Source organism: Paenibacillus sp. FSL L8-0435 (assembly GCF_037965655.1).
Lineage (GTDB): Bacteria > Bacillota > Bacilli > Paenibacillales > Paenibacillaceae > Paenibacillus.
This window is the reverse complement of record NZ_CP150185.1, coordinates 5,170,463-5,193,774: the sequence shown is the minus strand read 5'-3', so window position 1 is coordinate 5,193,774 and position 23,312 is coordinate 5,170,463. Positions and strand designations below refer to the sequence as shown.

The following is a 23,312-nucleotide window of genomic DNA, read 5'->3' as shown; positions in this document are numbered from 1 at the left end:
AGATTGACTAAGTTGAGATGGCAGACTTAGGGTTAATTTACCGTGGTGCAAGATAACCATACGCCTTCGCCGGAGAGTTCGCCTGAGGACGAAAATCTTCGCTCGGTTCATCCATAAATGCCGGGTTCACATATATGGAGTGGGCATCATTGCCAGATCCCTTGATGTAGGCAGCGATGCCGGAGTAGGCTTTATTTTTCCAAACCCACAGGGCATCTTCCTGCTCACCTGGTGAGTAATAGACATTATGGTCAAACACATTGCCGGTATTGCTAGTATATTCGTTGTATATCAGTACTTCCGAGCTGCCCGATACGAGAATGTTACGCATGAACGTATTGTTCTTTGTCCGTGACTGCATGAATAACTGTCCATTGCCTGCATTCAGGGTATCATTCCCCACAATTGTATTGTACATAATCTTGCTATCCTCGGTAGCTCCTCGTTCCTCGTCATAACCTCCCATGGCAATGCCCGTCAATCTGTTGGAATAAATCAGGTTATCACGCACGGTAATATTGCTGGTTGAACGTCCGGCATGCTCTGAGGCAATCTCAATTCCGATATCGCTCCGATATACCCGGTTCTGGTCGATGATATGATCTTTCCCGCCATCTACATAGATGCCACCGGCCGAGTTGGTATCATTGGGCAGATCTGTACCGTAGGAGGGATTGTTATTGGACGTAATATCGTATACTTCGTTGCCTCGTACAATGCCGTTCCGGGCCTGATCGTATGTATCATCCTCGGATGTACCCTCGTACCCGATCAGATCAATACCAATATTGTCGGAATCATGGATGATATTGTCCTGTATGGCAAAGGTATCAACATTACCGTTAACTGCGAGTGACTCACTTGAACCAAGTGTAAGATCATACAATTCATTATCCTTGATGATGATATCGCGTAAAGCTTGAGGGTGCTCTGTGCCATAAATGGCAATCCCGTGGGCATCCCTGCCCCGCAAATCGGAACCTTCAGGAGGTGCATAACTAGCAATCGCGTGTATGGTGTTGCCTAACAGCTGAATATGCTCACCTGCTCCGTGGACATAGATCCCGGTTGGAACTTGGCCCCCGAGTGTGGTCGTGAAGTTACGAATTTCGAGATTCTGAATCGTGATATAACTGGCATTTTCAATTTCAATTAACCCTTCAATGCCCCGAACAGATAAACCTTTACCATCAATGATAACCTGCTCCTGAGGATAACTTGAAAATAGGGTTGGATTAGCGGAAGAATTACCGCTCCGGGTGATTTTGACTTTCTGATGATAGACACCTTCACGCAAATAGATCATGCTTCCTGGCGAAGCATGGTCGGCTGCGTGCTGCAACGTTTTCCACGGAGATTGAATGGTTCCTTTATTCGAGTCGTTTCCTTGGGGTGATATGTAATGGATGACCTGGGGATCAGACTTTTGAACAGAAACGGGTTCCTTCATGGCAGATGTATGATTCTGACAACCGGATACGAGCACCATCAGAATCGGAATCATAAGTATAACTACGCGAATCAAATCGTTTCCCCCTTGAATTTAGCTTTGAAGATAGATTATAGCAGATTTGAACGGGTTAATAACCCATGATATGCTCTTATAAAATCAGCGAGGAGACTGCTCATGAATACATTAACGATAGCTGAATTAGTAGATCGGGAGAATCACGCATGGGAAGAACTCAAGGAACTCCTGGCTAGTGGGCAAAATACATATGTGTATGTTCCAGCAAAACAAGAGGCTGGAGAGGATACCCTCTATCGTCTGCAAATAAGCACCAAATCCTATTTGGGGGCTGTTGCTTATGAGACAGAAGGTATTGTACTGGACCATGGCTGGATCACGCTGCTTGGTGCGGGTGGTGACAGTACATCTGGGAGTCTCACCAGTTGGAATGGTGTAAGTGAGCAACCTTGGGTAGATGTGCTGGAAGGTATGATGGTCGTTGCATATGATGCGGCAGGCGGTTTCTTCGGACTGGATACAGGCAAGTATGGCCGCACGGGACACATATATTATTTTGCACCGGATACACTCGAATGGGAATCGACAGAACTGGCATATTCAGGTTTCATCAACTGGCTGGCGAATGGCGATCTGGAGCAGTTCTATCAGACCTTTCGCTGGAAAGGCTGGCAAGAGGATATGTCTCAGCTCCAGACAGGACAAGTATTCGCGTATTACCCACCACTTTGGACGCAGGAAGGTGGCGGCGAGAGCAGCAGTAAAGCCCCAATAAGCATAATGGAGGCCTGGAAGTTCGCACTGGACGGTAAATAGTGGAATGCTGCTGTGGGGTGAAATCAGGAAATTAACCGGTAAGTTCAAGTTCATTAAGTGATCCACTTTTAAAAAAACGGCATTTCTGTTCCAAACTAAAAAAGGCTCGCGCTTGGCGCAAGCCTTTTTGTTCTGAACTTTAAACCTCAATTATCAATTGTCCAATGTAACAGGTTTAATGCTTGAGCGTGAAGCTCTGCTATGCCAGACGGTTAGCCCGAGTGAAACAACGCAGATGAACAACAGACAAGCATACACCACATGATAAGCTTCCTCCACTGAGACTCCCGGAATGCTGTGCAGCAGCAGTCCACACACGGCTACAGACACCGAACCACCGAAGAATTGAATCAGTTGTAACATGCCCATACCGGAACCTATCTGGGCTTTGGGCAGCACTCGTGACGCTTCATTATTCAGGGAAGCCATGGAGGCTGACAGTGCCGGTGAGAAAAAGAGATAACCACTGGTAATGATCAAGGCGGATTGATCCAGTCCGAGCATGTATAAGGCAAGTACCGCTGCGAGCAGGGTGTGTCCGATGATCATAAATCGCATATTGCCATAACGGTCGATCCAGCGTCCAACGAAACGGGTGCAGAATGCTGCAACAATAGCTCCAGGAGCAATCAGCAAACCAATGGCGAGCGAAGAGCGCCCATATAGATCAGCAAGCACAAGCGGCATCAAAAACAGATTGCCCAGATTCACCACCAGCACGCAGAATCCGATAAGGATTAACCGGGTGTATCCCGGCGTTTGGAACACTTGTGGATTCACAAACGGAAGACTCGCTTTCCGAATATACAAGAGGTGTGCAACAAGTGAGATAACGCCGATGGCAAACCAGAACCAGGACTGCTGGGTGATTGCGACGAGAAGTGTAGTTGCGTTAATGACGGTTAATATGGCACCAATAACATCGAACGGCTGATCTGTTTTGACGGACTCACGGGGGAGAAAATAGAGCAATATAGGCAGGGCGAGCAGGACAAGCACGGTTATGGCAAAAAGTCCGTTCCAGCCCCAGTACTCGCTAATGAGTCCCCCGACAATGGGGCCAAGTCCAAAAGCCATAGCGCTACCTGATGAAATCAGCGCGATGGCAGCTCCGCGTCGTTCCACCGGGATGTAACGACTTGCAATGACGAGACCCAGCCCGGCCATAACTCCTGCACCCGCAGATTGCAGAATGCGTGTCAGTAACAGGATCGCGAAGTTATGCGCGAACAATCCGAGCAATGAAGATAACCCCAGGATCAGAAGCCCGACCGTTAACAGTTTGCGTACCGGGATACGGTCTGACAATCGACTGTAGATCACCGTCGACAGGGCGTAACCAATCGAATAACTTGAGATGACCCAAGACCCCAGGTCTGAGGTGATTTGAAGATCATGAATAATGACTGGCAAAGAAACATTGAACATGGTGGTATTCATCACAACGATGAACAAGCAGCACGTCCAGAGTGGCATGACAATTTTATCTTTCACGGTACCATTCCTGTCTTGGGTATGAATATGAATTCGGATAGAATCTTTAATAGATATTTGATGAAAACCAATATATCATTTTACACCCCATTTCATCATATGGCAATAATGTCATAATAATTCATTCGGATGTGATGAGCATAGAAAGATATTAATAATAAACAATAGACGGATTTCCTGAATTTAACTAAAATGATCATTGAAGCATACATAAGCAGATGGATCAGCGGTTAGGTAACTAGATATATAAGTAATTAGCATGTTGAAAATGAAGGAGATTATACCCATGACTCATGCATTATTAATGTCCCACAGCGTATTTCCGACGCTTGATATGAATCGAACCGCGCAGTTTTATGAAGAAAAGATGAGCTTTCGAGTCGTCGAATATCTTGATGCCGCAGAACCTCATGTCTGCCTGTATCGTGATCTGACCGAGATTATTTTAACTCAAAGCAATGGACAGAAAGTTATACCCAACAGAGAATTATATGGCTATGGATATGATGCATATTTTATTACCCAGAACCAGGAAGAGCTTCAACAGGAATTGATCAACGCAGATGTGAAAATCGTACGAGTCCTCAATCATACAGACTATAATAACAAGGAGTTTGTGATCGAGGATATTGATGGACGCTGGATCGCTTTTGGCATTAAACAGGGATAATTAGATACATAAACAGGCGCTCCGATAACGGGCGCCTGTTTGTGCATGTTATATCTACAAATCTTATGCCGCAGTAACTTGTTTACCGCGATTGCGAATCCACTTGATGACATCCATCAGAATGACGGCAGCAAGAGCAAGTCCGCCTGCAATCAGGAACTCATTCCAACCGAATGTATCCGGGATAGCGAAGACACCGCGAACACCTGGAATCAGTGTGATTGCATAGAGACAGAGACATACCAGAATGGAGCCAAGCACGAATTTATTGGTCATGAAGCCCACCTGGAAGATGGTCTGTGTATTGGAACGTGCTGCAAAAGTTTGCAGACTGCGTGCCAGAATCAGGGTGGTGAAGGCCATAGCCACACTGATTTCCTCCGAGATGCCAAGTCCAATATATTGGGACACAATAACAGCTGCACCAATCAGGACACCACGTGTAATCACAGCCTGCAGGGTTCCACCTGCGAAGATACCCTCGTTAATGTCACGTGGTTTACGCCGCATCACATCTGGCTCGGGTTTCTCTGTACCCAAAGCAATGGCAGGCAGAGAGTCGTTCACCAGATTGATGAACAGCAGCTGAAGGGCCGTAAATGGATTAACCCAGCCGACGATCAGGGCAAACAAAATGGCGATAATGGCGCCGAGGTTACCGGCAAACAGGTATGCGATGGCTTTTTTGATATTATCAAATACCATCCGCCCAACACTGACCGCATTCACGATGGAGACAAAGTTATCATCCGTCAGAATCATGGCAGCCGCATCCTTGGCGACATCTGTTCCGCTACCCATCGCTACACCGATGTCGGCCTGTTTCAGCGCAGGTGCGTCATTAACTCCATCTCCGGTCATGGCTGCAACTTTGCCTTTACGCTGCCATGCACGCACAATCCGGATTTTATTCTCAGGTGATACCCTTGCGTAGACCGAGATGTGTTCGAGTTGTTTATCCAGCTCCTCGTCAGACATTTTGTCCAGTTCGGCTCCGGTAATGGCGAGATCATCCGGTTCGGCAAGGCCGATATCCACACCGATCGCCTGAGCCGTCGTTTTGTGATCTCCGGTGATCATGATGGTGCGAATGCCCGCTTTTTTGGACTCTTCAATAGAGCCATATACCGCTTCACGCGGTGGGTCAATCATCGCTGTCAGACCAACAAGTGTCAGATCATGCTCGTCATCAATGGTGACCTGGTTTTTATCATCGAATTTTTTGTACGCGTAGGCCAGCACACGGAAGGCTCGTTTGGAGAAGGCCTCATTTTTTTCTTCAAATTGTGTGCGAATCTCAGGTGTGAGGGGCTGAACCTCACCGTTGATAAACACATGACTACAGCGACTGAACAGCACATCCGGTCCACCTTTAGTCAGCAAAGCCGTCTGTCCCTCGAAGGTATGCACCGTACTCATGAGTTTTCGATCCGAGTCAAAAGGAAGCTCAGCTTCACGCGGGAACTGGTCACGGATTTCATTGTAATCCTTGTTCACCCGGTTGCTGAAGGCAATGAGGGCCACTTCGGTAGGATCACCCAGTTCCTTGCCTTCCTGATTAATATTCGAATCATTGCAGAGCACTGCAATATGTAACAGACGTCGTTCCTCTTCTGACCACTGATCGGGATCATCAGGGAATTCATCCTTGGTACCATGGGGAATGTAATAATCCACAACGGTCATCTTGTTCTGCGTTAGTGTACCTGTTTTATCGGTACAGATGATACTGGCAGAACCGAGAGCTTCCACGGCAGGCAGTCTGCGAATGATCGCATGTTGTTTGGCCATCTTATTTGTTCCGAGTGACAATACAATGGTCACAATGGAGGATAACGCCTCAGGAATGGCAGCAACCGCAACAGCTACGGCAAACATCAATGCATTTACGATGGAAGGCCCGATATTCTCCGTACCTTCGGTCAACCATACACGACCGGCTTCAATGCCAAAGATGAGAATCGACAAGCCCAGGATGAAAAAGCCCAGTTTTTTGCTGAATGATTCCAACTTGCGCTGTAATGGCGTGTTCTTGGCTTCGGCATTTTCAATCAATTCAGCAATTTTGCCGATTTCTGTTTTGAGAGCCGTTCCTGTAATGACAAGCATGCCCCGTCCATATACGACGAGTGAGCCACTAAAGGCCATATTGCGACGATCTCCGATTGGAGCTTCATCCGGGATGGTATCGGCGTGTTTCTCCGCAGCTTCGGATTCTCCGGTCAACATGCCTTCGTTGATTTTAAGACTACCTGATTCCAGGATACGGCCGTCTGCCGGGACATAATCACCTGCATCCAGCATAACAATATCACCGGGAACGAGTTCCCTCGCTGGAATGGTTTTTTTCTGCCCGTCACGAATGACCTTGGCTTCAGGTGCAGACATTTGTTTCAGCGCGTCGAGCGAGCTTTCGGCTTTTTTGGTCTGCACTACACTGATCACCGCGTTGAGCAAAATAACCAGGAAAATGATCAACGATTCAATCAGGTGTCCAAGAACAACCTGTACCGCGGCTGCAATCAGCAGCACGATGACCATCGGATCTTTGAAATTTTCGAGAAACAATTTCCAGACTGGTGTTGCATCTTTACCTTTTAACTCGTTATATCCTTCCGTTTCAATTCTCTTGGCAGCTTCGGAGGTCGTAAGTCCCTTGGAGGAACTCTGTACATCCTGAAGGGTTTCCTCCGCACTGTGTCTGTAATGTTGCAATTGACCAGCTCCTTGAATATTAGATTTCTCTGTGTATTACCCTTACGGGCAAAATCTAGAATCGTTTCATTTTCGTATTTTTTTAAGATTATGGATTTATACGTTTTTTAGCTGTACACAGTATTTTTCATAATGATCCGAGATATGCCTTTTTTCGAATGTTATTATTTCCAGTTTGGATGAAAGTCTGGAGAACCATATATAGATATTGGATCAGAAACTGTGTGCACCATCACACTTGCTCATATCAGGGTCTGTTACGCTATTCCATAACGAACTACGTTTAATCTAAGTTTGGAGGGGAAACCATATGTTTTGTTATCAGTGCGAACAGACGCCGAGTGGCGGGTGTACCGTGGTAGGGGTATGCGGCAAAAACGAAACAATCGCAAGTTTGCAGGATACGATGATTTTTGCGTTAAAAGGCATCGCTGCTTATGCAACACATGCACGCCAGTTGGGATATTCTGATCCTGAGGTGGATCGGATTACACATGAGGCATTATATATGACATTAACGAACTCGAATTTTAATGTACAGGAACATCTGGAGATGGCGATGAAAGTCGGCAATGCAGCAATCCGCATTATGGACGTGCTGGATCGTGCGCACACGGACCGCTTTGGTGTACCGCAACCGATTACGGTTAGCCAGAATCAGATCGAAGGACAGTGCATCGTGGTAACAGGGCATAATCTGTATGCATTGGAGGAGTTGCTTCGTCAAACTGAAGGGAAAGGAATCAACATCTATACGCACTCGGAAATGTTGCCTGCGCACGGTTATCCGGCGCTGAAGAAATACGCCCATCTCAAGGGCAATATCGGCAAAGCCTGGTATGATCAAAGAAGACTTTTCGAACAATTCCCGGGTGCTATTCTTGCAACAACCAACTGTGTCATGCCGATCAAAGGCACATATGCAGACCGCTTCTTCTCATACGAAGTGGCGGGTCTGGAGGGGGTTGCCAAGATTATGGATGATGACTTCTCAACGCTGATTGAACGTGCATTATCTCTGCCTGCGGCTAATGTACAGTCGGAGCAAGTCTTAACGACAGGATATCATCATGAGACCGTGATTGGGCTTGCGCCCGAGATTATTCAAGCGGTGAAAGACGGGCATATCCGTCGATTCTTCGTTATTGCTGGTTGTGATGCGCCAGGCAAAGGTGGCAACTACTATCGTGAACTCGCGACATCTTTACCGAATGATACTGTAATTCTGACGACATCTTGTGGCAAGTTCCGCTTCAACGATGTGGATTATGGTACGGTTGGAGACACGGGGATACCGCGTTATATCGATCTGGGTCAATGCAACAATTCCGGTTCTACGGTGAAAATTGCAATGGCTTTGGCGGATGCTTTTGGCTGTACTGTGAACGAGTTACCTGTCAGCATTGTGCTGTCCTGGTTTGAGCAAAAAGCAGTTGCGATCCTGCTCGGCCTGTTCAGCCTTGGCATTCAGGACATTCGGATTGGACCGAAACCGCCTGAGTTCATATCGGAAGGTGTCTTGGATGTACTCGTGGATATGTTTGGACTGAAGTTAATTACAACAGCAGAAGAAGATATGAACGCGATGTTGGCACTGTCATAGGATGAGGATGTATATTTATGTGCATCGCCATCTGATGACTGTGAAGTCGGTTGTGAGTATGAAGAGTATGACTCATAATTAAAGATGGATAAGAGCCTACATAAGAGTAGGCTTTTTTTGCTACGTAAACAATGTCATAGGTCCATATACCTTGTATAAATGAACATGCAATGTAAGGGGAATTAGTTTTTTTATCCTATTGAAGTTTTTTCATGGAAATGTGTATATAGATAGAGGCATATTAGATCATAACACATCACAAAACACGGGTTTACCGTAACATGAGGAGATTGTACATAATGCATAACACACAGATTGAAGATTGGTTGAAACTCGCAGGTGGCAAGGAGAACATCAGGTTCGTAGAACACGATAAGGGCACAACGACGCTGGTACTGAAGGACAGTACACAATTGAACATGTCGGCTCTTGCCTTCGCAGATGTTGTAGCAGATATTCGGGTAACAGGTGAGCAGTGCCATCTGGTAATAAGAGATGAATCTTCACTTATCTACAATACGTTACTGGGTATGGACACTTGGGAATCTACAGGGACAGGGTTGCAGGAAGAAGGACACACGAAGAAGAACAGATTCTCGATCTTACATTTTGTATCCGATGTATTCAGGCCCTTGATGCCTGCGATTCTCGGAGCCGCTGTTATTAAAATTATAGTCGCCATTATTGCGTTAATGGATACGTACAGTTCTACGGACTCTTCTGCGTTGATGGACAGCCAGACCTTTACGATCTTCAGGATCATTGGAGACGGTGTATTTTATGTACTGCCTGTATTGGTAGCAATCAGCACAGCGTATCGGTTGAAGAGCAATATCTATGTTGCAGCATCTATTGGCGGACTCATGTTTTATCCGGAGATGACCATGCTGATGTCGGGGGAAAAAGAGGTGCATTTCCTGGGTTTGCCACTTGTGTCCCAGCCAGCTTTTTACTCTACGCCCATCTGGGTCATTCTCACGATCTGTGCAGGGGCCTACCTGGAAAGAGTCGTTGAACGATGGAGTCCAAAATTCTCCAAAGGGATGGTTGCTCCTTTCCTGACGTTACTGGTTCTTGTTCCGTTAGTATTGATGATTCTTGGTCCAGTCGGCACCTGGATTGATGAATATCTGCCGGAGGCATTGGATTCACTAGTAGCTAATGCTCCAGTGTTGTCGGTGATGTTACTGGGAGCAGTCTTCTCGCTAATATTAATTATGGGATTACACTACTGGCTGATTGCCATCATCATTAATGAAATGGTTATGAATGGTGGTTCTATGGTGATTGCTGCCATGTTAGTGGCGATTGTAGGACAAGCAGGGGCTGCGCTTGCAAACGGAATCCGCTCGAAAGAGCCAGCATCCAGAAGACTTGCTTTCTGGGCAACGGGAACAGCGCTCCTTGGAGTGGTAGAGCCTGCATTGTATGCAGTCAACATGAGAAAAAGATCCTCTTTCTACGCGGCATTGCTGGGTGGAGCTGCGGGTGGACTGTATTTTGGATTATTATCTGTCAAGGCATTTGCTATGGTGGGGAATCCGAGCTTGGTCAGCCTCCCGCTCTTCATCGAAGAGGGTAGCCTGAATCTGTTACACACATGCATTGGTGTGGTTATTGCGTTTGGTGTCTCGAGTGGACTAACGTATTGGATGGCAGGAAAAGGACAGAAACGGGGATAGGGGTGACCGAAACCCAGCATTGAGTAATACGTAAAACGTACTAATTGAATAAGTAGTATTAAAGTTGTAAGAAAGAGCCTGTGCCTGATGGTACCGGCCTTTTGTTGTTTTTGTATCTGAATAATACAAGTATGAAATGCTCAGTAGCTGTCCACCATTTTATTCAAGCCATAGCTTGTTGGTTATGGAGTTGTCATGTATTTTGATATAGTGAAACCTATAAATCTGGATTACTAATCCCTTTGAAAGGATAACCTATGTCTGACAACATGGAATGGATTGCTCAATGGAAGTCAACGGATGCACTAAGCAACGCATGGATAACGAAAGGCGAGCTGCATCAGTTTTTCAGTCACACCTTGATATTTATCATTGATGGAGAAGCGATCTGGAATATAAATGGACATCGAGTTCACGTCTCCTATGGAGAATTAATTGCGCTTGAAGAGAACTCCGTAATGGAGGTCATTGAAGGTGGCAACCTGGATCTGGCAGGCTGGCATGTTCAGTTCGATACATATTCGGTGCTGCATGATAGGCGGGAGGCTGAGAAGTTCGAATGGCATTTACCATCAGGAGAGGCGTATCAGAAAGTGCAACTGTCCGGTGGAGGTTTGGCAAGTATCATTCAGCATTGGAGTGAAGCGCATTCACAGGAACAGAGTGCAGAAAGGATTGGCAATCAGCATTTGTTATATGAGTTGTTGAGTAATCTATATCGGAAACAGCCGGATAACGAGTTGAAGCCAGAACACGGTATACTTCGCTCCATTGACTACATGCAGCAGCATTATGATCAGGTCATTACACGTACACAGTTAGCTCAGATCGCCGGTATTAGTCCATGGCATTATTCCCGCAAATTTAGTGAGCGATATGGTAAGCCACCTCTGGATTATCTGGCCCACTACCGGATCTACCGTGCGCAGGAAGAACTGTTATTAACCGCTGCAACCTCTCAGGATATTGCCAAAAAGACTGGATTTGAAGATGCTCATTATTTTAGCCGACGCTTCAAACAGTTGACTGGCGTATCACCTAAGATATATAGGCAGACGATGACGCAGCGCAAGATCGTATCACTTTCTCCAATCTGTGCAGAAATTATGATTCATCTGGGTGTCATCCCCCATGCCGTAGTGGTCACCCCAATCCTGCTGTTCCCACATCACCATGAACAATTTATAGCGCATGGAGTGCAGATGCTGGAGGTTACACAGTATGAGGTGGAGATAGAACTTGTTCGACAAGTTCAACCGGAGATGTTGATAGGAAACGTATTGACGGAAGAGGTCAAAAGGGAGCTGCGCACAATTGCACCGATTCTAACCGGACTTCATCAAGATGTAGAACCCATGCTCGATCAATTGGCAGCCTGGTTTCTCAAAGAAGAAGAGGCTTATAGACTGCATCAGCAGATGAAACATGAAGTCAGCTTAGCTAAGCGAAAGTTGCAACCCATCATCCAATCCGCGTCCACTGTCATGCTGCTGAGGGTGGAAGCGTTTGGTTATCGATATCTGGGTGGGCATTCACACGGGGTATCACACTTGTTATATGAACAGCTTGGATTAACACTGCCGCAAGCACTGGATTCAGGTACAGCATGGTTTAACCCTTGTTCGCTGGACCTGCTCACACAAGCCAATCCCGATTATCTGTTTGTGGAAAAGCGGATTATGCAGCACTTCAGTGCTGAAGAAAATATGAGGAAACTATGGGAGAGTCCGCAATGGAATGACCTGAAGGCTGTAAAAAATAATCGGGTATTTTACGTCGATACTCACCTGTGGGTAGACGGTCACGGAATTACGGGACACACTCTGATTCTCAATCAGATCGTTCGCTACCTTACGGAAACACTTCATGAGAGAGCACAATAATCCAACTAAATACGCACGATATGCTATGGAAGCAATAATCCTTCTTTGATATTATTTGATAATAATTATCATTATCAATATACATAAGGGGCGAAGTATATCATGTCACGAAGGTTTAAAGGGTTTGGTATCATGCTGTTGGTGGTTAGTGTAATGCTGGCGGCATGTTCCGGTGGAACCAAGGAAGAGAACGCAACAGCTGGAACAGCAGGTGCTCCAACTGAAGGAGCAGCGAGTACTGCAGAAGAAACAGCGACTGAAAGTGGGACTAAGGTGGTAAAGGATCAGTTTGGAGAAGTAACGATTCCAACTCACCCTCAAAATCTGGTGGTGTTTGATTCAATCTATGCCGAGTATCTGATTGAAATGGGTGTTACACCTCAAATCGTTTTGTTAACTCCAGAAGTTGAAGCGGAATACCGCCCTGATTATCTGAAAGAACATGGGGTCCAGATCATTGAAGTCGAGCAATATCAATATAACTATGAACAGTTGCTTGCGTTGACACCGGATATGATCCTTACAGCTGGCGAAGGTATGGAACAGGGCGTATATGATGAATTGTCCAAAATCGCTCCTACGGTGGCACTGGATGCCAACAGTGAAATGAAACGTGCTATGCCGAAGCTGGCTGCCATATTTGACAAGACCGAAGAATCTGCCAAAGTACTGACTGAATTCGACGAGAAAGCCTCCCAAGCGAAAGAGAAGATTGCGGCAGCCCTGGGAGACAAGACCGTATTGGTTCTCCGGGTGGAGCACAATCGTTACCGTTTCATGGGTCCAAAAGGAGGAAGCAGCAGTGTTTTCTTCTATGATATCCTGGGTCTGAATAGTCCTGAAGCGATCAAAGACTCTACAGATTGGTTTAGCCAGTTCTCCCTGGAATTCTTGCCTGAGATGAATCCGGATTATATTTTCCTGGAAGACAGAACCCTTGTAGGTTATGACACGAAGAAATCTATGGAAGATCTGAAAGCAAGCCAAGTGTGGTCGAATCTGGAGGCTGTGAAGAATGATCATGTCTTCCCGCTGAAGACAAGCCAATTCGTATCGGGTGTGGGTCCGATTGGATCTGTAAAATTGATGGACTATGTTGTTGAAAAGTTGGTGCCTTAAATGACAACGGAGACACAATTGGATATCTACGATATTACGATCATTGGTGGTGGGCCTGCTGGCATGTATGCCTCATTTTATAGTGGTATGAGAGCCATGCGTACCAAGATCATCGAAGCCAAGCAGGAACTGGGTGGATTCATGCGTACATACCCGGAGAAGCTGATCTGGGATGTGGGCGGGATAGATCCGATTCGATGTGAGAAGCTGATTGAATCACTGGAGAGACAGGCGAGAACGTTCGATCCAACGATTGTGTTTGGGCAGGAAATAGCCGAGCTTGAACGATGTGAGGATGGTGTATTTGTACTCATTTCCAAAACAGGCGAGCGTCATTATACACGTACTATCCTGTTATGCGCGGGCAGAGGCATGACTCAAGTGCAAAAACTGGCTATTGAAGGTGCCAACCGATATGAACTGACAAATCTGCACTATACGATAACCGACCTGTCCCGATTTGCCGGGAAGCGTGTTCTGATCTCGGGTGGTGGCGATTCCGCAGTCGACTGGGCGAATGAAATGGGCAAGATAGCAAGTGAAGTTACAGTAGCACACAGACGTCATGAATTCACCGGACATGAGTCGCCTGTTGCTCAGATGAAAGCTCAAGCCAACGTCATGACGCCATTTAACATCTCACGCTTATACGGTACAGGTGACAAAATAGATCGTGTCGAGCTGGCCCATATAGAAACCGGTGAGATCACACATGTTGAGGTGGATGAGGTCGTCGTAAGCCACGGGTATGATCGTGATTTTGGCAATCTTGTGCAATGGGGACTGGCGCGGGAAGATTACGGCGTATCCGTAGATCAGCGCATGCGTACCAACATTCCAGGCATATTCGGAGCAGGTGATTTCATTACCTATGGAAGCAAAGTTCGACTGATTGCAGGTGCTTTTAACGATGCGGTGCTCGCAGTCAACAGTGCCAAGACGTATCTGGAACCTGCTGCTTCCGATATGGCGGGTGTCTCTTCTCACAATGCCCGGTTCTATGAGAAAAACAAAGCACTATTGTAAAATAAGAAGAACCTGTGTGAAAGGGATAAGCATAGCAAAAGCCAGTCAAACCTCGAGAGTATCTCGTGTTCAACTGGCTTTTTTATCTGCATTTTATATTGAAAATTGGTCTATGCATTCATGTTATAGACTGGATTCATAGACCAATTTACTCATTATAGGCACTATAATTTTCTAATTTATAGTTAATAGTCTATGCCCCTCGTGATGGATACACATAGTATGTGGAGAAATATCACGGAGGTGAGTTGGTTGTTAAATAGACATGGGAAACGAATTTGTAGACGTAAATTTAAAAAACATTTTCATTGTGGTGTTAAGGTAAAAGTGGTAAAAGTTAAACCTAAAGTTATTGTTAATGCACCGCAAGGTTCTCCAGGGATTCCTGGCCCACTAGGACCGATAGGTCCCAAGGGAGCGACAGGAGCTCAAGGGATACCGGGACCGATCGGACTGCAAGGAGTTCCTGGTATACCAGGACCAGTCGGCCCTGCCGGAGCAGTAGGTCCTGCTGGCCCTGCCGGAGCAGTAGGTCCTGTTGGCCCTGCCGGAGCAGTAGGTCCTGTTGGCCCTGCCGGAGCAGTGGGTCCAGTAGGCCCAGTAGGCCCAGCAGGAGCAACAGGTCCGGCCGGTCCAGTTGGGGCTGGAATATCCGATTTCCTAAGTGTTTTCCGAGCAGATCCTGGCACAGGTACTGACACAGTTCCAGGAAACGCTCCAATAACTTTAACCGGTGTTTTGGCTAACGTTGGAGGTGCATTTACTTTTGTACCGCCATCCTCGACGATAACAATCAATGAAACAGGAAGTTACTTGATCTCTTTTAGCATTCATAATCAGGGCAATGCGGATTTCAACCTCACGGTAAATGGAACGCCCATAACACCTGTGCCATTCACAGGTAATGGAGGTGGACCTATATCTGCTGAAGTTATTGTTACGGTTACAACGGTTCCGACCACGATCCAACTGGTAAATGCGAATGCAACTCCTGCACAGTTGCATAACAATCTAAATACCACTGTGACCATTCTAAAACTGACTCCTTAATTCCGATTCTCAATATAGTCTATGTCAGCATAAAAATAAAAGTTTATGTCTTTTATCCAGTCAATAAGTCTATTTATTCAGCAAAATAGTCTGAACTTGTAGGCACTGGAGAGTGGCGGGACGATGAAGCTCATAGACTTCACCGCTGCTCTCTGCGTTTCCAGAGCCCAGCCTACCATTCGAACCAATCAACTATGATGCGAAGAGATTCGTACCAATAATGTGATAATCTGGTGAATTGTTTGTTGTATAAGTCCATATTGCTTCGTTCTCCATTATACTTGATGAAAACGGACGAGGAGATGGACTCCAGATGAAAAAACAAATGTGGATCATTGCAAGTGTTGTAGTTGTGATTGTGATCGGAACATACCTGTTTGCAAGCAATACAGGTAAGGAAGAGGCGGGTAAAGCCAATGCGCCCAACATCCGAAAATTGGTGGAAGATATCAGCACAGGAAAAGAGACACCCGAATCTGCCTCCATCAATGCCAAACAGTTAATCGTAACCGATCAAGATAAAAAGACCACTACATACGATTTGCCTGAAAATGAATTTTTCCTTTCCATTGCACCCTATGTGGACCAGACCCATCCCTGTGCAATTCATAGTTTGACCGGTTGTCAGGGGGAAATGAGCAATAAGGAATTCAGCGTTACCATTCACGGTTCACAAGGCAACACCTTTATGAAAGATGAAGTGATGAAGTCTGGTGCAAACGGATTTATGGATTTTTGGGTGCCTAGAGACAGAACCTATCTGATTCGCATTGTTGGAGATGGAAAGGTTGCAGAAACGCAATTGTCTACATACGAAAATGATAATACATGCATCACTACGATGCAGTTGAGTTAATGTAAACAGCAATCAATCGAAGGGAAGGATGGCTTTTGAACTATCCCTTTCCTTTTTTTATCTCATAAAAGAATTGGAATAAGGTACTTTGCATTGACAAAAATCCATTCCTACGGCATAATCCAATAGTGATAATGATAATTGTTATCATATAAATACATACAAATAGGGGAGAAAAGAGATATGAAAAAAGGGTTGAACGGATTGTTGATCATGCTGGCCTTTGTGCTGGTTTTGGCGGGTTGTGGTAAAACCACGACTACAACAGATACAAGTCAAGGTAGTGATTCCGGTAGTGCTCCGGCTGAAGAGACAGCAGGTCCGGTTACCGTGAAGCATAAACGTGGAGAGCTTAAGCTGGACAAACCAGCGGAGCGTGTCGTTACGCTTGAATGGACATATACGGAAGATGTCGTTGCCCTGGGTGTTCAACCAGTAGGTAATGCAGATAACGCTAACTATAAAGTGTGGGTAACATCCGAAGCAGCACTGGATGACAGTGTAACGGATATCGGAACACGCAGTGAACCCAATCTGGAAGCTATTGCTGCATTGAAGCCAGATCTGATCATTGCCAATGCGGATAATAATACAGCGGTCTACGATCAGCTGAATGCAATTGCACCAACGATTGAATATGATCCGTATGATGGTGACGGCTATGATTATGACAAGATGACAGAGATCTTTAATAACATTGCAACAGCTCTCGGTAAAGAAGACAAAGCAAAAGAAGTTTTGAGTAATCTCGATCAACACTATGTAGAAGCCAAAGAAAAACTGGCTGCTGCGGGGAAAGAAAACTTCAACTTTGCACTGACACAAGCATTCACATATCAAAATGCAGTCAGCCTGCGTATGTTTACCGATAACTCGGTTGTGATTGGTACATTGGACAAAATCGGACTGGTTAACGATTGGCAGCCGGACAAAGTTGAAAACTATGGCTTCTCTACAGTAGGCATTGAATCCTTAACCGATGTAAAGGACAGTAACTTCATTTATATTACACAACCAAACGATGACGTCTTTGGCACAGCCATGAAAGATAACTCGGTATGGAACGGACTGAACTTTGTGAAGGAAAAACGCACATATCAACTCGATAGTACAACATGGACATTTGGTGGACCGATCTCCTCCAAAGTATTGGTTGATGGGGTAGTCGAGGCGATTACCAAATGAGTTCGGTTCAAGGATCTAAGTCAGCTATGAATTGGCGCACAATAAGCATATATGGGGGCGGTCTAACCGCTCTCATCGTGCTTTTTTTTGTAAGTCTGTGTTATGGAGAAGCATCCATTCCTTTGCATGTCGTTTGGGACGCTCTTACAGGCAGACAGGATTCATTAGAGCACAATATGGTCTGGGACTTGCGCATGCCGCGTACAGTGATTGGTATTCTTGCGGGTGGCGCACTGGCTGTTGCGGGCGCTTTGCTGCAAACGATTACTCGTAATCCACTCGCTGCTTCAGATACGCTGGGCATTAATGCAGGAGCGTACTTTGTGGTGGTGCTGGGAGCTATCGCTTTTCCAGGCGTGTTAAGTCAGTCGCCTTTTCTTTTCGCAGCACTAGGTGGTTTGCTGGCAGCATTTGCGGCTTATTTCATGGGCGGCGGACGAACATCAAGCCCGGTTCGACTTGCGTTGTCCGGTATGATTGTATCGATGGTGCTTGGTTCATTTACAAGTGCATTACATATTTTTTTCTCCATGGAGACACAAGGGTTGTTCCTTTGGGGCTCCGGAACACTTGTCCAGAATGACTGGAGTGGTGTGTTTTATGCTTTGCCTTGGGTGGTTGGTATTACCCTTCTCTCGTTAATCCTTTCCAGACAGTGGGATATGCTGGAGTTGGATGAATCAACGGCTTCTTCCTTGGGACAAAAGGTTACATTGGCTCGTGCAGTAGGGTTAATACTTGCTGTATTGCTGGCTGCTGTGATTGTAAGTGTAATCGGACCGATTGGCTTCGTGGGACTGGTCGCACCACATCTGGTTCGATTGAGTGGTGTACGTTCTAATCGATTACTTTTACCCGGTGTGTTCATATGGGGCGCAGCGCTCCTGGTTGGAGCAGATGTCCTTGCCAAGATGGTGCATAACTCCAGCATGGAACTGCCAACGGGTGCCGTTATGGCGATCATTGGTGCACCGTGGCTCATCTGGCTTGTTCTTACACGCATGAAGGCTGCGAACGGATCAGGCATGTCTACTTCAATGAGCACAGGAGGAGCTGCGCGTCGCTTTGCATTTGGCCCGATGGCTGTATTATTCTCAGTCATAACGGTCGTGCTTATCTTGCTCAGTACGATGTTTGGCGGTATGCGAATTCCCCTGGCCGATTGGTTACCAAGTCTGTTCCAATCGGATGGACTGTTCTCCGCGCTGATTCAGCTTCGGATTCCGCGTACACTTGTTGCCGCAGGTGCAGGAGCTGCACTGGCAATCAGTGGTGTACTCATTCAGATGGCGGTACGTAACCCGCTGGCTGATGCTTCAATTGTTGGTGTGTCCTCAGGTGCAGGGCTTGGAGCGATGATGGTCATCATCTTATGGCCGGGTCTTCCGATATACTTGCTGCCAATTGCGGCAATCATCGGTGCAGCTATTGCTGCAGTGGTGGTGTTCTCCCTCGCCTGGAAGAAAGGACTGAACCCTTCGGCGGTTGTGTTGCTGGGGATCGCGATGTCTGCCATTGCTGGAGCAGGTATTCAGATTCTGATTGTCCGTGGTGCGGTATACGGTAGCAGCGGATATATCTGGCTGACAGGAAGTACCTATGCTCGTACCTGGGAACAGGTGAGGGTTATCGGATTATTTTTAGTTATTCTGGTACCGGTGGCTTGGTGGCTGGCACGCAGATTCGAACTGCTGGTATTTGACGACAATAGTGCATCCGGGCTTGGTCTCGGAGTACGTCGTACACGATTATTAGCCATGACAGTTGGTGTATTACTTGCAGCAGGTGCTGTTGCTTGTGTAGGAACCGTTGGTTTTATCGGCCTGATTGCACCACATATGGTTCGGCTATTGACGGGGAATAAGTTAAGACGTTCGATGTTTTTATCCGCATTAGCCGGTGCAGTCATGCTGGTGCTCGCCGATACAATCGGCAGAACCGTCATGGCGCCGACAGAGATTCCATCAGGCATACTCATTGCGATCATCGGAACACCGTACTTCCTGTATCTGATGTATCGTTCTAACTGGCGCAAGTCTGTATAAAAGTCCAAACCAGAAGCCTGCTCTCCGAGCAGGCTTTTTACTGTAACTTGGCACCATTTAGCCCACGATCTTACGATCTTGTTTAACGTGTTTACACAAATCATGATTTGTATTCCCCCTAGCTGGCACAACACATACACCATCACCTCATGAATGTTTAGTCCTCGAAAATGAAAAAAATCCCCTCACGTCTACAAGAAGTTGAGATCACGTTATCAAACGTGAAACTCTTGTTCCCTGTGGACCTTGAGGGGATATTTGCTTGAGCACATTCGAATTGTGCTCCCGTTAGCTGGATTTCAGAATCCCGCTGTCATCGACGGATTGTACCGCCTGTTGCAATATTTCATTATCCTGAACGAGGGCGAAGCGCACATACCCTTCACCCGAAGGACCAAAGGCACTACCTGGGGTTGCGATGACCCCTGCATGTGTAACCAGATCCATGGCAAATTGCTCCGAGCTGTCGTAGTGCGCCGGAATCCGGCTCCAGACGAACATTGTTGCATCAGGTTTGGCAATCGGCCAACCGAGATTGCTGAATCCATCACAGAGGATGTCTCTTCGCTGTTCATAGATTGCTCTGACCCGTTCAACCTCGGATTGATCACCGGTAATGGCGGCAATTGCTGCCTTTTGAATCGGAAGAAACATGCCGTAATCCATATTGGATTTTAACTTTTTCAGCATGGAGACCATGGTTGCATTGCCCACACAGAAGCCGATTCGAGCTCCGGCCAGTCCGTACGTTTTTGACAGGGAATTGAATTCCACACCGACGTCCATGGCGCCAGGGAATGCGAGGAAGCTTCCACATGACTTTCCGTCAAACACGAGCTCACTGTACGCATTATCATGGAGCACGATAATATCATACTTCTTCGCAAAGGCAATCAGGTCGAGATAGAACTGATCTGGTGCCATCGCAGTTGTTGGATTGTTGGGATAGGAGACCAGCATGAATTTTGCTCGATGAGCGATATCTTCCGGTATATCCTGAAGTTGAATAACATACCCGTTTTCTTCTTTTTGCGGCATATAATACAGTTCTGCACCTGCCAGTAACGGTCCATCCGCGAAGACGGGATAGCAGGGGTCAGGGACCAGCACCAGATCACCTTCATCGACAATGGAGAGGGATATATGTGCCAGCCCTTCCTGTGAACCGAGTAAGGAACAGATCTGTGTTGCAGGGTCTAACTCGACCTGATAGCGCTGCTTGTACCAATTGCTCGTAGCTTGTAACAACTCACTCTGATCATTCACAGCATATATATAATTAGCCGGATCAGCTGCGGCCTCGCATAGTGCAGTTATAATATGCTGCGCAGGTGGGATATTTGGCGTACCCACACTGAGATCAATAACGGGCTGCCCGTTCTCCAGTCTGCGGCGTTTGATCTCCAGCAACCGGGTGAAAATTCCTTCGTTGAAATGATCCATTCGTTTGGCAAAGTTCATGATGATGATTCAGCCTCCAATCCTCTTCGTACGCATATTCATTAATAATAAATGGACAGCGACTAAAAGAGAAGAGCAGAGGAAAGCTTGCGGATCATGACTTTACTTTAAACTGGCTTAATTCGTCTTGCAGTTTGCCAGATAGCTGGTTCAACTGTTTCGACAGATCCGCTACCTGTTCGATACTATCCAGCTGCTCCTGCGTGCTGGCGCTTACTTCTTCCGTTGATGCCGAGTTCTCCTCTGTGGTGGAGGAGATAATCTCCAGTGCCTGGAATATCTCATCTTTGTGTTTGTGTACATTGGAGGTATTGTTGGTAATCTGCATCATACGCTGCTGCAGATCTTTCAGGTCTTTGTTAATACTAAAGAATACATGTTTGGTATCTTCTACGGATTTGGCATTCTCCTCCGCAATCTTCATACCGCGCATGGTATGTTCAACCGACAGGGTTGTTTTCTCTTCAATAACATTCACCTTTTTGTTGATTTCCTCTGTTGCCTGAGCCGTCTGTTCTGCAAGTTTGCGGACCTCTTCGGCAACGACGGCAAATCCTCTTCCATGTTCGCCAGCACGTGCAGCCTCAATGGAGGCATTCAGGGCGAGCAGGTTCGTTTGAGAGGCAATCTGTTTGACTGTATCCACAAAACTGGATATTTCATTCCGACTCAGGTCAATCTCCTGGATAATAGAGGACATTGCTTGGGTGGACTGATGGTTTTCCTCAGACCATTTCGATAATTGTTCCACGACCGCAAGTCCTTGGCTGCTTTGATCGGCAGATGTCTGCACGACCGTTCCCATAGCCTGCGCATCGGTAGCAATTTCATCAATTTGGCTGGATAACGAGCCTGTTTTGCGTAAAATATTTTCCGTTTCGATGGACTGATAATTCGTTGCATTGGCAATCTCGTTGATGGCTGTTGATGTGTCATTCATGGTCACAGCCGTTCGTGAGGAGATGTCTTGCAGATCATTCGACGACTGGTTCAGGATTTGCGCCGAGCTGCCGACCATTTGCAGCATGCCCTGAATTTTCTGCACCATGGAATTCAAACCTGTGGCGATCTGTCCAATTTCATTATTAGATTTGATATCCAGTTGGACAGTCAGGTCACCTTGTTCAATCTGTTTAATCTTAGCCAGCAGCTGTGGTATGGAGCGTAACAGACGGCGAAGGGTAATGTAACAGATAATCACAAGTAGAAGGGTGGCTGCAGCAAAACCGCCAAGCGTAATCCACGTGAATGTTTTTAATTCCGCGAGAACTTCTTCTTCGGATATGGTCAGACCAACGGACCATCCCGTATCCTTGCTGGTAGCGTAGCCGATATAACGACGTTCCCCATTGTCGTTCATAAGTTGTACGCCGTTTTCCCCAGCAAGCATTTTCTTGCCGATGTCCCCCATGTCCCCTGTACTGTCCAGGATGTTCTCCTTCAATACCTTCTCTTGATCCGGATGGTACAGAATTTCCCCACTCTTGGACAGCAACATGGAATAGCCCGTGCTTCCAAGGGAATAACTCTCCATAATCGCCGGAATATCCTTGAATGCAATATCCGCTGCGGCAAAGCCGATCGTGTTGTTGTTGTCGTCTTTGATCGGATAAAAGATACCCATAAGTACATCGCCTGCTGCAATATCAATGTACGGATCGGAGAAATAAAGTCCGTCTGCAGCGGTAACCGGCTTGTAGTATGGACGTGACTGGATATCAAAATCCGGTGCAGATACGACACCATCATTTTGAATCCAAAAGCCTTTTCCATCCAGACCCGCGACCCAGGCATCGGCAAACGAAGGCTCTGCCTTAACGATAGCGGCGAGTGTCGCCTGTGTTTCCGCAGCGTAGGTAGAACTTGCCGCATCCGCAGCAGATGCTGTTGTTTTTATGTATTGCTGAAATAATGTGTTGGTGGACATTTGCTTGACGAGTGCGCCCTTTTCCTTGAATAGTGCATCAAATTCACTAACAATGGCTTGTGTCTTGGTCTGGAGCATGGATTCCTGCTGTTTCACCAGAATGTTTCTTGTGCTTGCAAACATAAATGTTCCCAGCACGGCAAAGACAACTACGATAATGACCAGCAGCACAATGGACAACGTATTTGCCATACTGGATGTCCGTGCTCCCGTTTTCCCCCACTTGTTCAACATGTTCGACATATTCCATCTCCCCAGATGATTAATAAAAGCTCAAAACGCCTAAGTTATATGTCGGTATGATCTCTAATT

General features: G+C 46.4%; 16 protein-coding genes. 11 read left to right on the top strand and 5 right to left on the bottom strand.

Going from position 1 to position 23,312, the window contains the following annotated elements:
• Positions 1-37 precede the first annotated feature (37 nt).
• A complete protein-coding gene (locus NST33_RS23085; RefSeq protein WP_339305229.1) occupies positions 38-1,525 on the bottom strand; it encodes a DUF5123 domain-containing protein in 1,488 nt (495 codons plus the stop codon).
• Positions 1,526-1,627: 102 nt separating this feature from the next.
• On the opposite strand from NST33_RS23085, the gene NST33_RS23080 reads away from it, so the two are divergent.
• Positions 1,628-2,284 carry a DUF2625 domain-containing protein gene (locus NST33_RS23080; protein ID WP_307416601.1) on the top strand — a complete coding sequence of 219 codons (657 nt, stop codon included), beginning with the start codon at positions 1,628-1,630 and terminating at the stop codon, positions 2,282-2,284.
• 153 nt (positions 2,285-2,437) lie between these two features.
• Here NST33_RS23080 and NST33_RS23075 read toward each other — a convergent pair whose 3' ends face one another.
• Positions 2,438-3,778: an MFS transporter gene (locus NST33_RS23075; protein ID WP_339305227.1), complete on the bottom strand. Its 1,341-nt coding sequence runs from the start codon at positions 3,776-3,778 to the stop codon at positions 2,438-2,440.
• A gap of 286 nt (positions 3,779-4,064) precedes the next feature.
• Between NST33_RS23075 and NST33_RS23070 the strand changes: the two genes are divergently transcribed.
• Positions 4,065-4,448, top strand: a complete 384-nt coding sequence (locus tag NST33_RS23070; protein WP_221824442.1) for a VOC family protein — start codon at positions 4,065-4,067, stop codon at positions 4,446-4,448.
• Between the two features lie 63 nt (positions 4,449-4,511).
• On the opposite strand, the gene NST33_RS23065 is transcribed toward NST33_RS23070, so the two are convergent.
• Positions 4,512-7,163, bottom strand: coding sequence for a cation-translocating P-type ATPase (locus NST33_RS23065; RefSeq protein ID WP_221824440.1), 2,652 nt, complete (start codon positions 7,161-7,163; stop codon positions 4,512-4,514).
• A gap of 310 nt (positions 7,164-7,473) precedes the next feature.
• Between NST33_RS23065 and hcp the strand changes: the two genes are divergently transcribed.
• The 9 genes from hcp (at position 7,474) to NST33_RS23020 (ending at position 19,612) form a co-directional block, all read left to right on the top strand.
• Entirely contained in the window at positions 7,474-8,766 is a 1,293-nt protein-coding gene (hcp, locus tag NST33_RS23060) for a hydroxylamine reductase (RefSeq protein WP_221824438.1), read from the top strand.
• Between the two features lie 299 nt (positions 8,767-9,065).
• Positions 9,066-10,448, top strand: a complete 1,383-nt coding sequence (locus tag NST33_RS23055) for a PTS transporter subunit EIIC (protein ID WP_221824436.1) — start codon at positions 9,066-9,068, stop codon at positions 10,446-10,448.
• A gap of 257 nt (positions 10,449-10,705) precedes the next feature.
• Positions 10,706-12,331: a helix-turn-helix domain-containing protein gene (locus NST33_RS23050; protein ID WP_221824434.1), complete on the top strand. Its 1,626-nt coding sequence runs from the start codon at positions 10,706-10,708 to the stop codon at positions 12,329-12,331.
• A 102-nt stretch (positions 12,332-12,433) separates the two neighbouring features.
• Positions 12,434-13,450 (top strand): ABC transporter substrate-binding protein, encoded by a 1,017-nt coding sequence (locus NST33_RS23045; RefSeq protein ID WP_339178385.1) that lies wholly within the window; start codon positions 12,434-12,436, stop codon positions 13,448-13,450.
• Positions 13,451-14,476, top strand: a complete 1,026-nt coding sequence (locus NST33_RS23040; RefSeq protein ID WP_221824430.1) for an NAD(P)/FAD-dependent oxidoreductase — start codon at positions 13,451-13,453, stop codon at positions 14,474-14,476.
• A gap of 327 nt (positions 14,477-14,803) precedes the next feature.
• The gene (locus NST33_RS23035; protein ID WP_339305222.1) at positions 14,804-15,526 is read left to right on the top strand and encodes a collagen-like protein; all 723 of its coding nucleotides are present in this window, start codon (positions 14,804-14,806) and stop codon (positions 15,524-15,526) included.
• A 313-nt stretch (positions 15,527-15,839) separates the two neighbouring features.
• Complete coding sequence (locus NST33_RS23030) at positions 15,840-16,382, top strand: CueP family metal-binding protein (protein WP_339178379.1); 543 nt, start codon at positions 15,840-15,842, stop codon at positions 16,380-16,382.
• A 183-nt stretch (positions 16,383-16,565) separates the two neighbouring features.
• Complete coding sequence (locus NST33_RS23025) at positions 16,566-17,567, top strand: iron-siderophore ABC transporter substrate-binding protein (RefSeq protein WP_315370802.1); 1,002 nt, start codon at positions 16,566-16,568, stop codon at positions 17,565-17,567.
• On the top strand, positions 17,564-19,612 hold the full coding sequence (locus tag NST33_RS23020; protein ID WP_339305219.1) for an iron ABC transporter permease: 2,049 nt from the start codon (positions 17,564-17,566) through the stop codon (positions 19,610-19,612). Before NST33_RS23025 ends, NST33_RS23020 begins: the two co-directional genes overlap by 4 nt.
• Before the next feature lie 288 nt (positions 19,613-19,900).
• On the opposite strand, the gene NST33_RS23015 is transcribed toward NST33_RS23020, so the two are convergent.
• Positions 19,901-21,073 carry an aminotransferase class I/II-fold pyridoxal phosphate-dependent enzyme gene (locus NST33_RS23015; RefSeq protein ID WP_339305217.1) on the bottom strand — a complete coding sequence of 391 codons (1,173 nt, stop codon included), beginning with the start codon at positions 21,071-21,073 and terminating at the stop codon, positions 19,901-19,903.
• Between the two features lie 94 nt (positions 21,074-21,167).
• Complete coding sequence (locus tag NST33_RS23010; RefSeq protein WP_339178369.1) at positions 21,168-23,243, bottom strand: methyl-accepting chemotaxis protein; 2,076 nt, start codon at positions 23,241-23,243, stop codon at positions 21,168-21,170.
• Between the last annotated feature and the right edge of the window lie 69 nt (positions 23,244-23,312).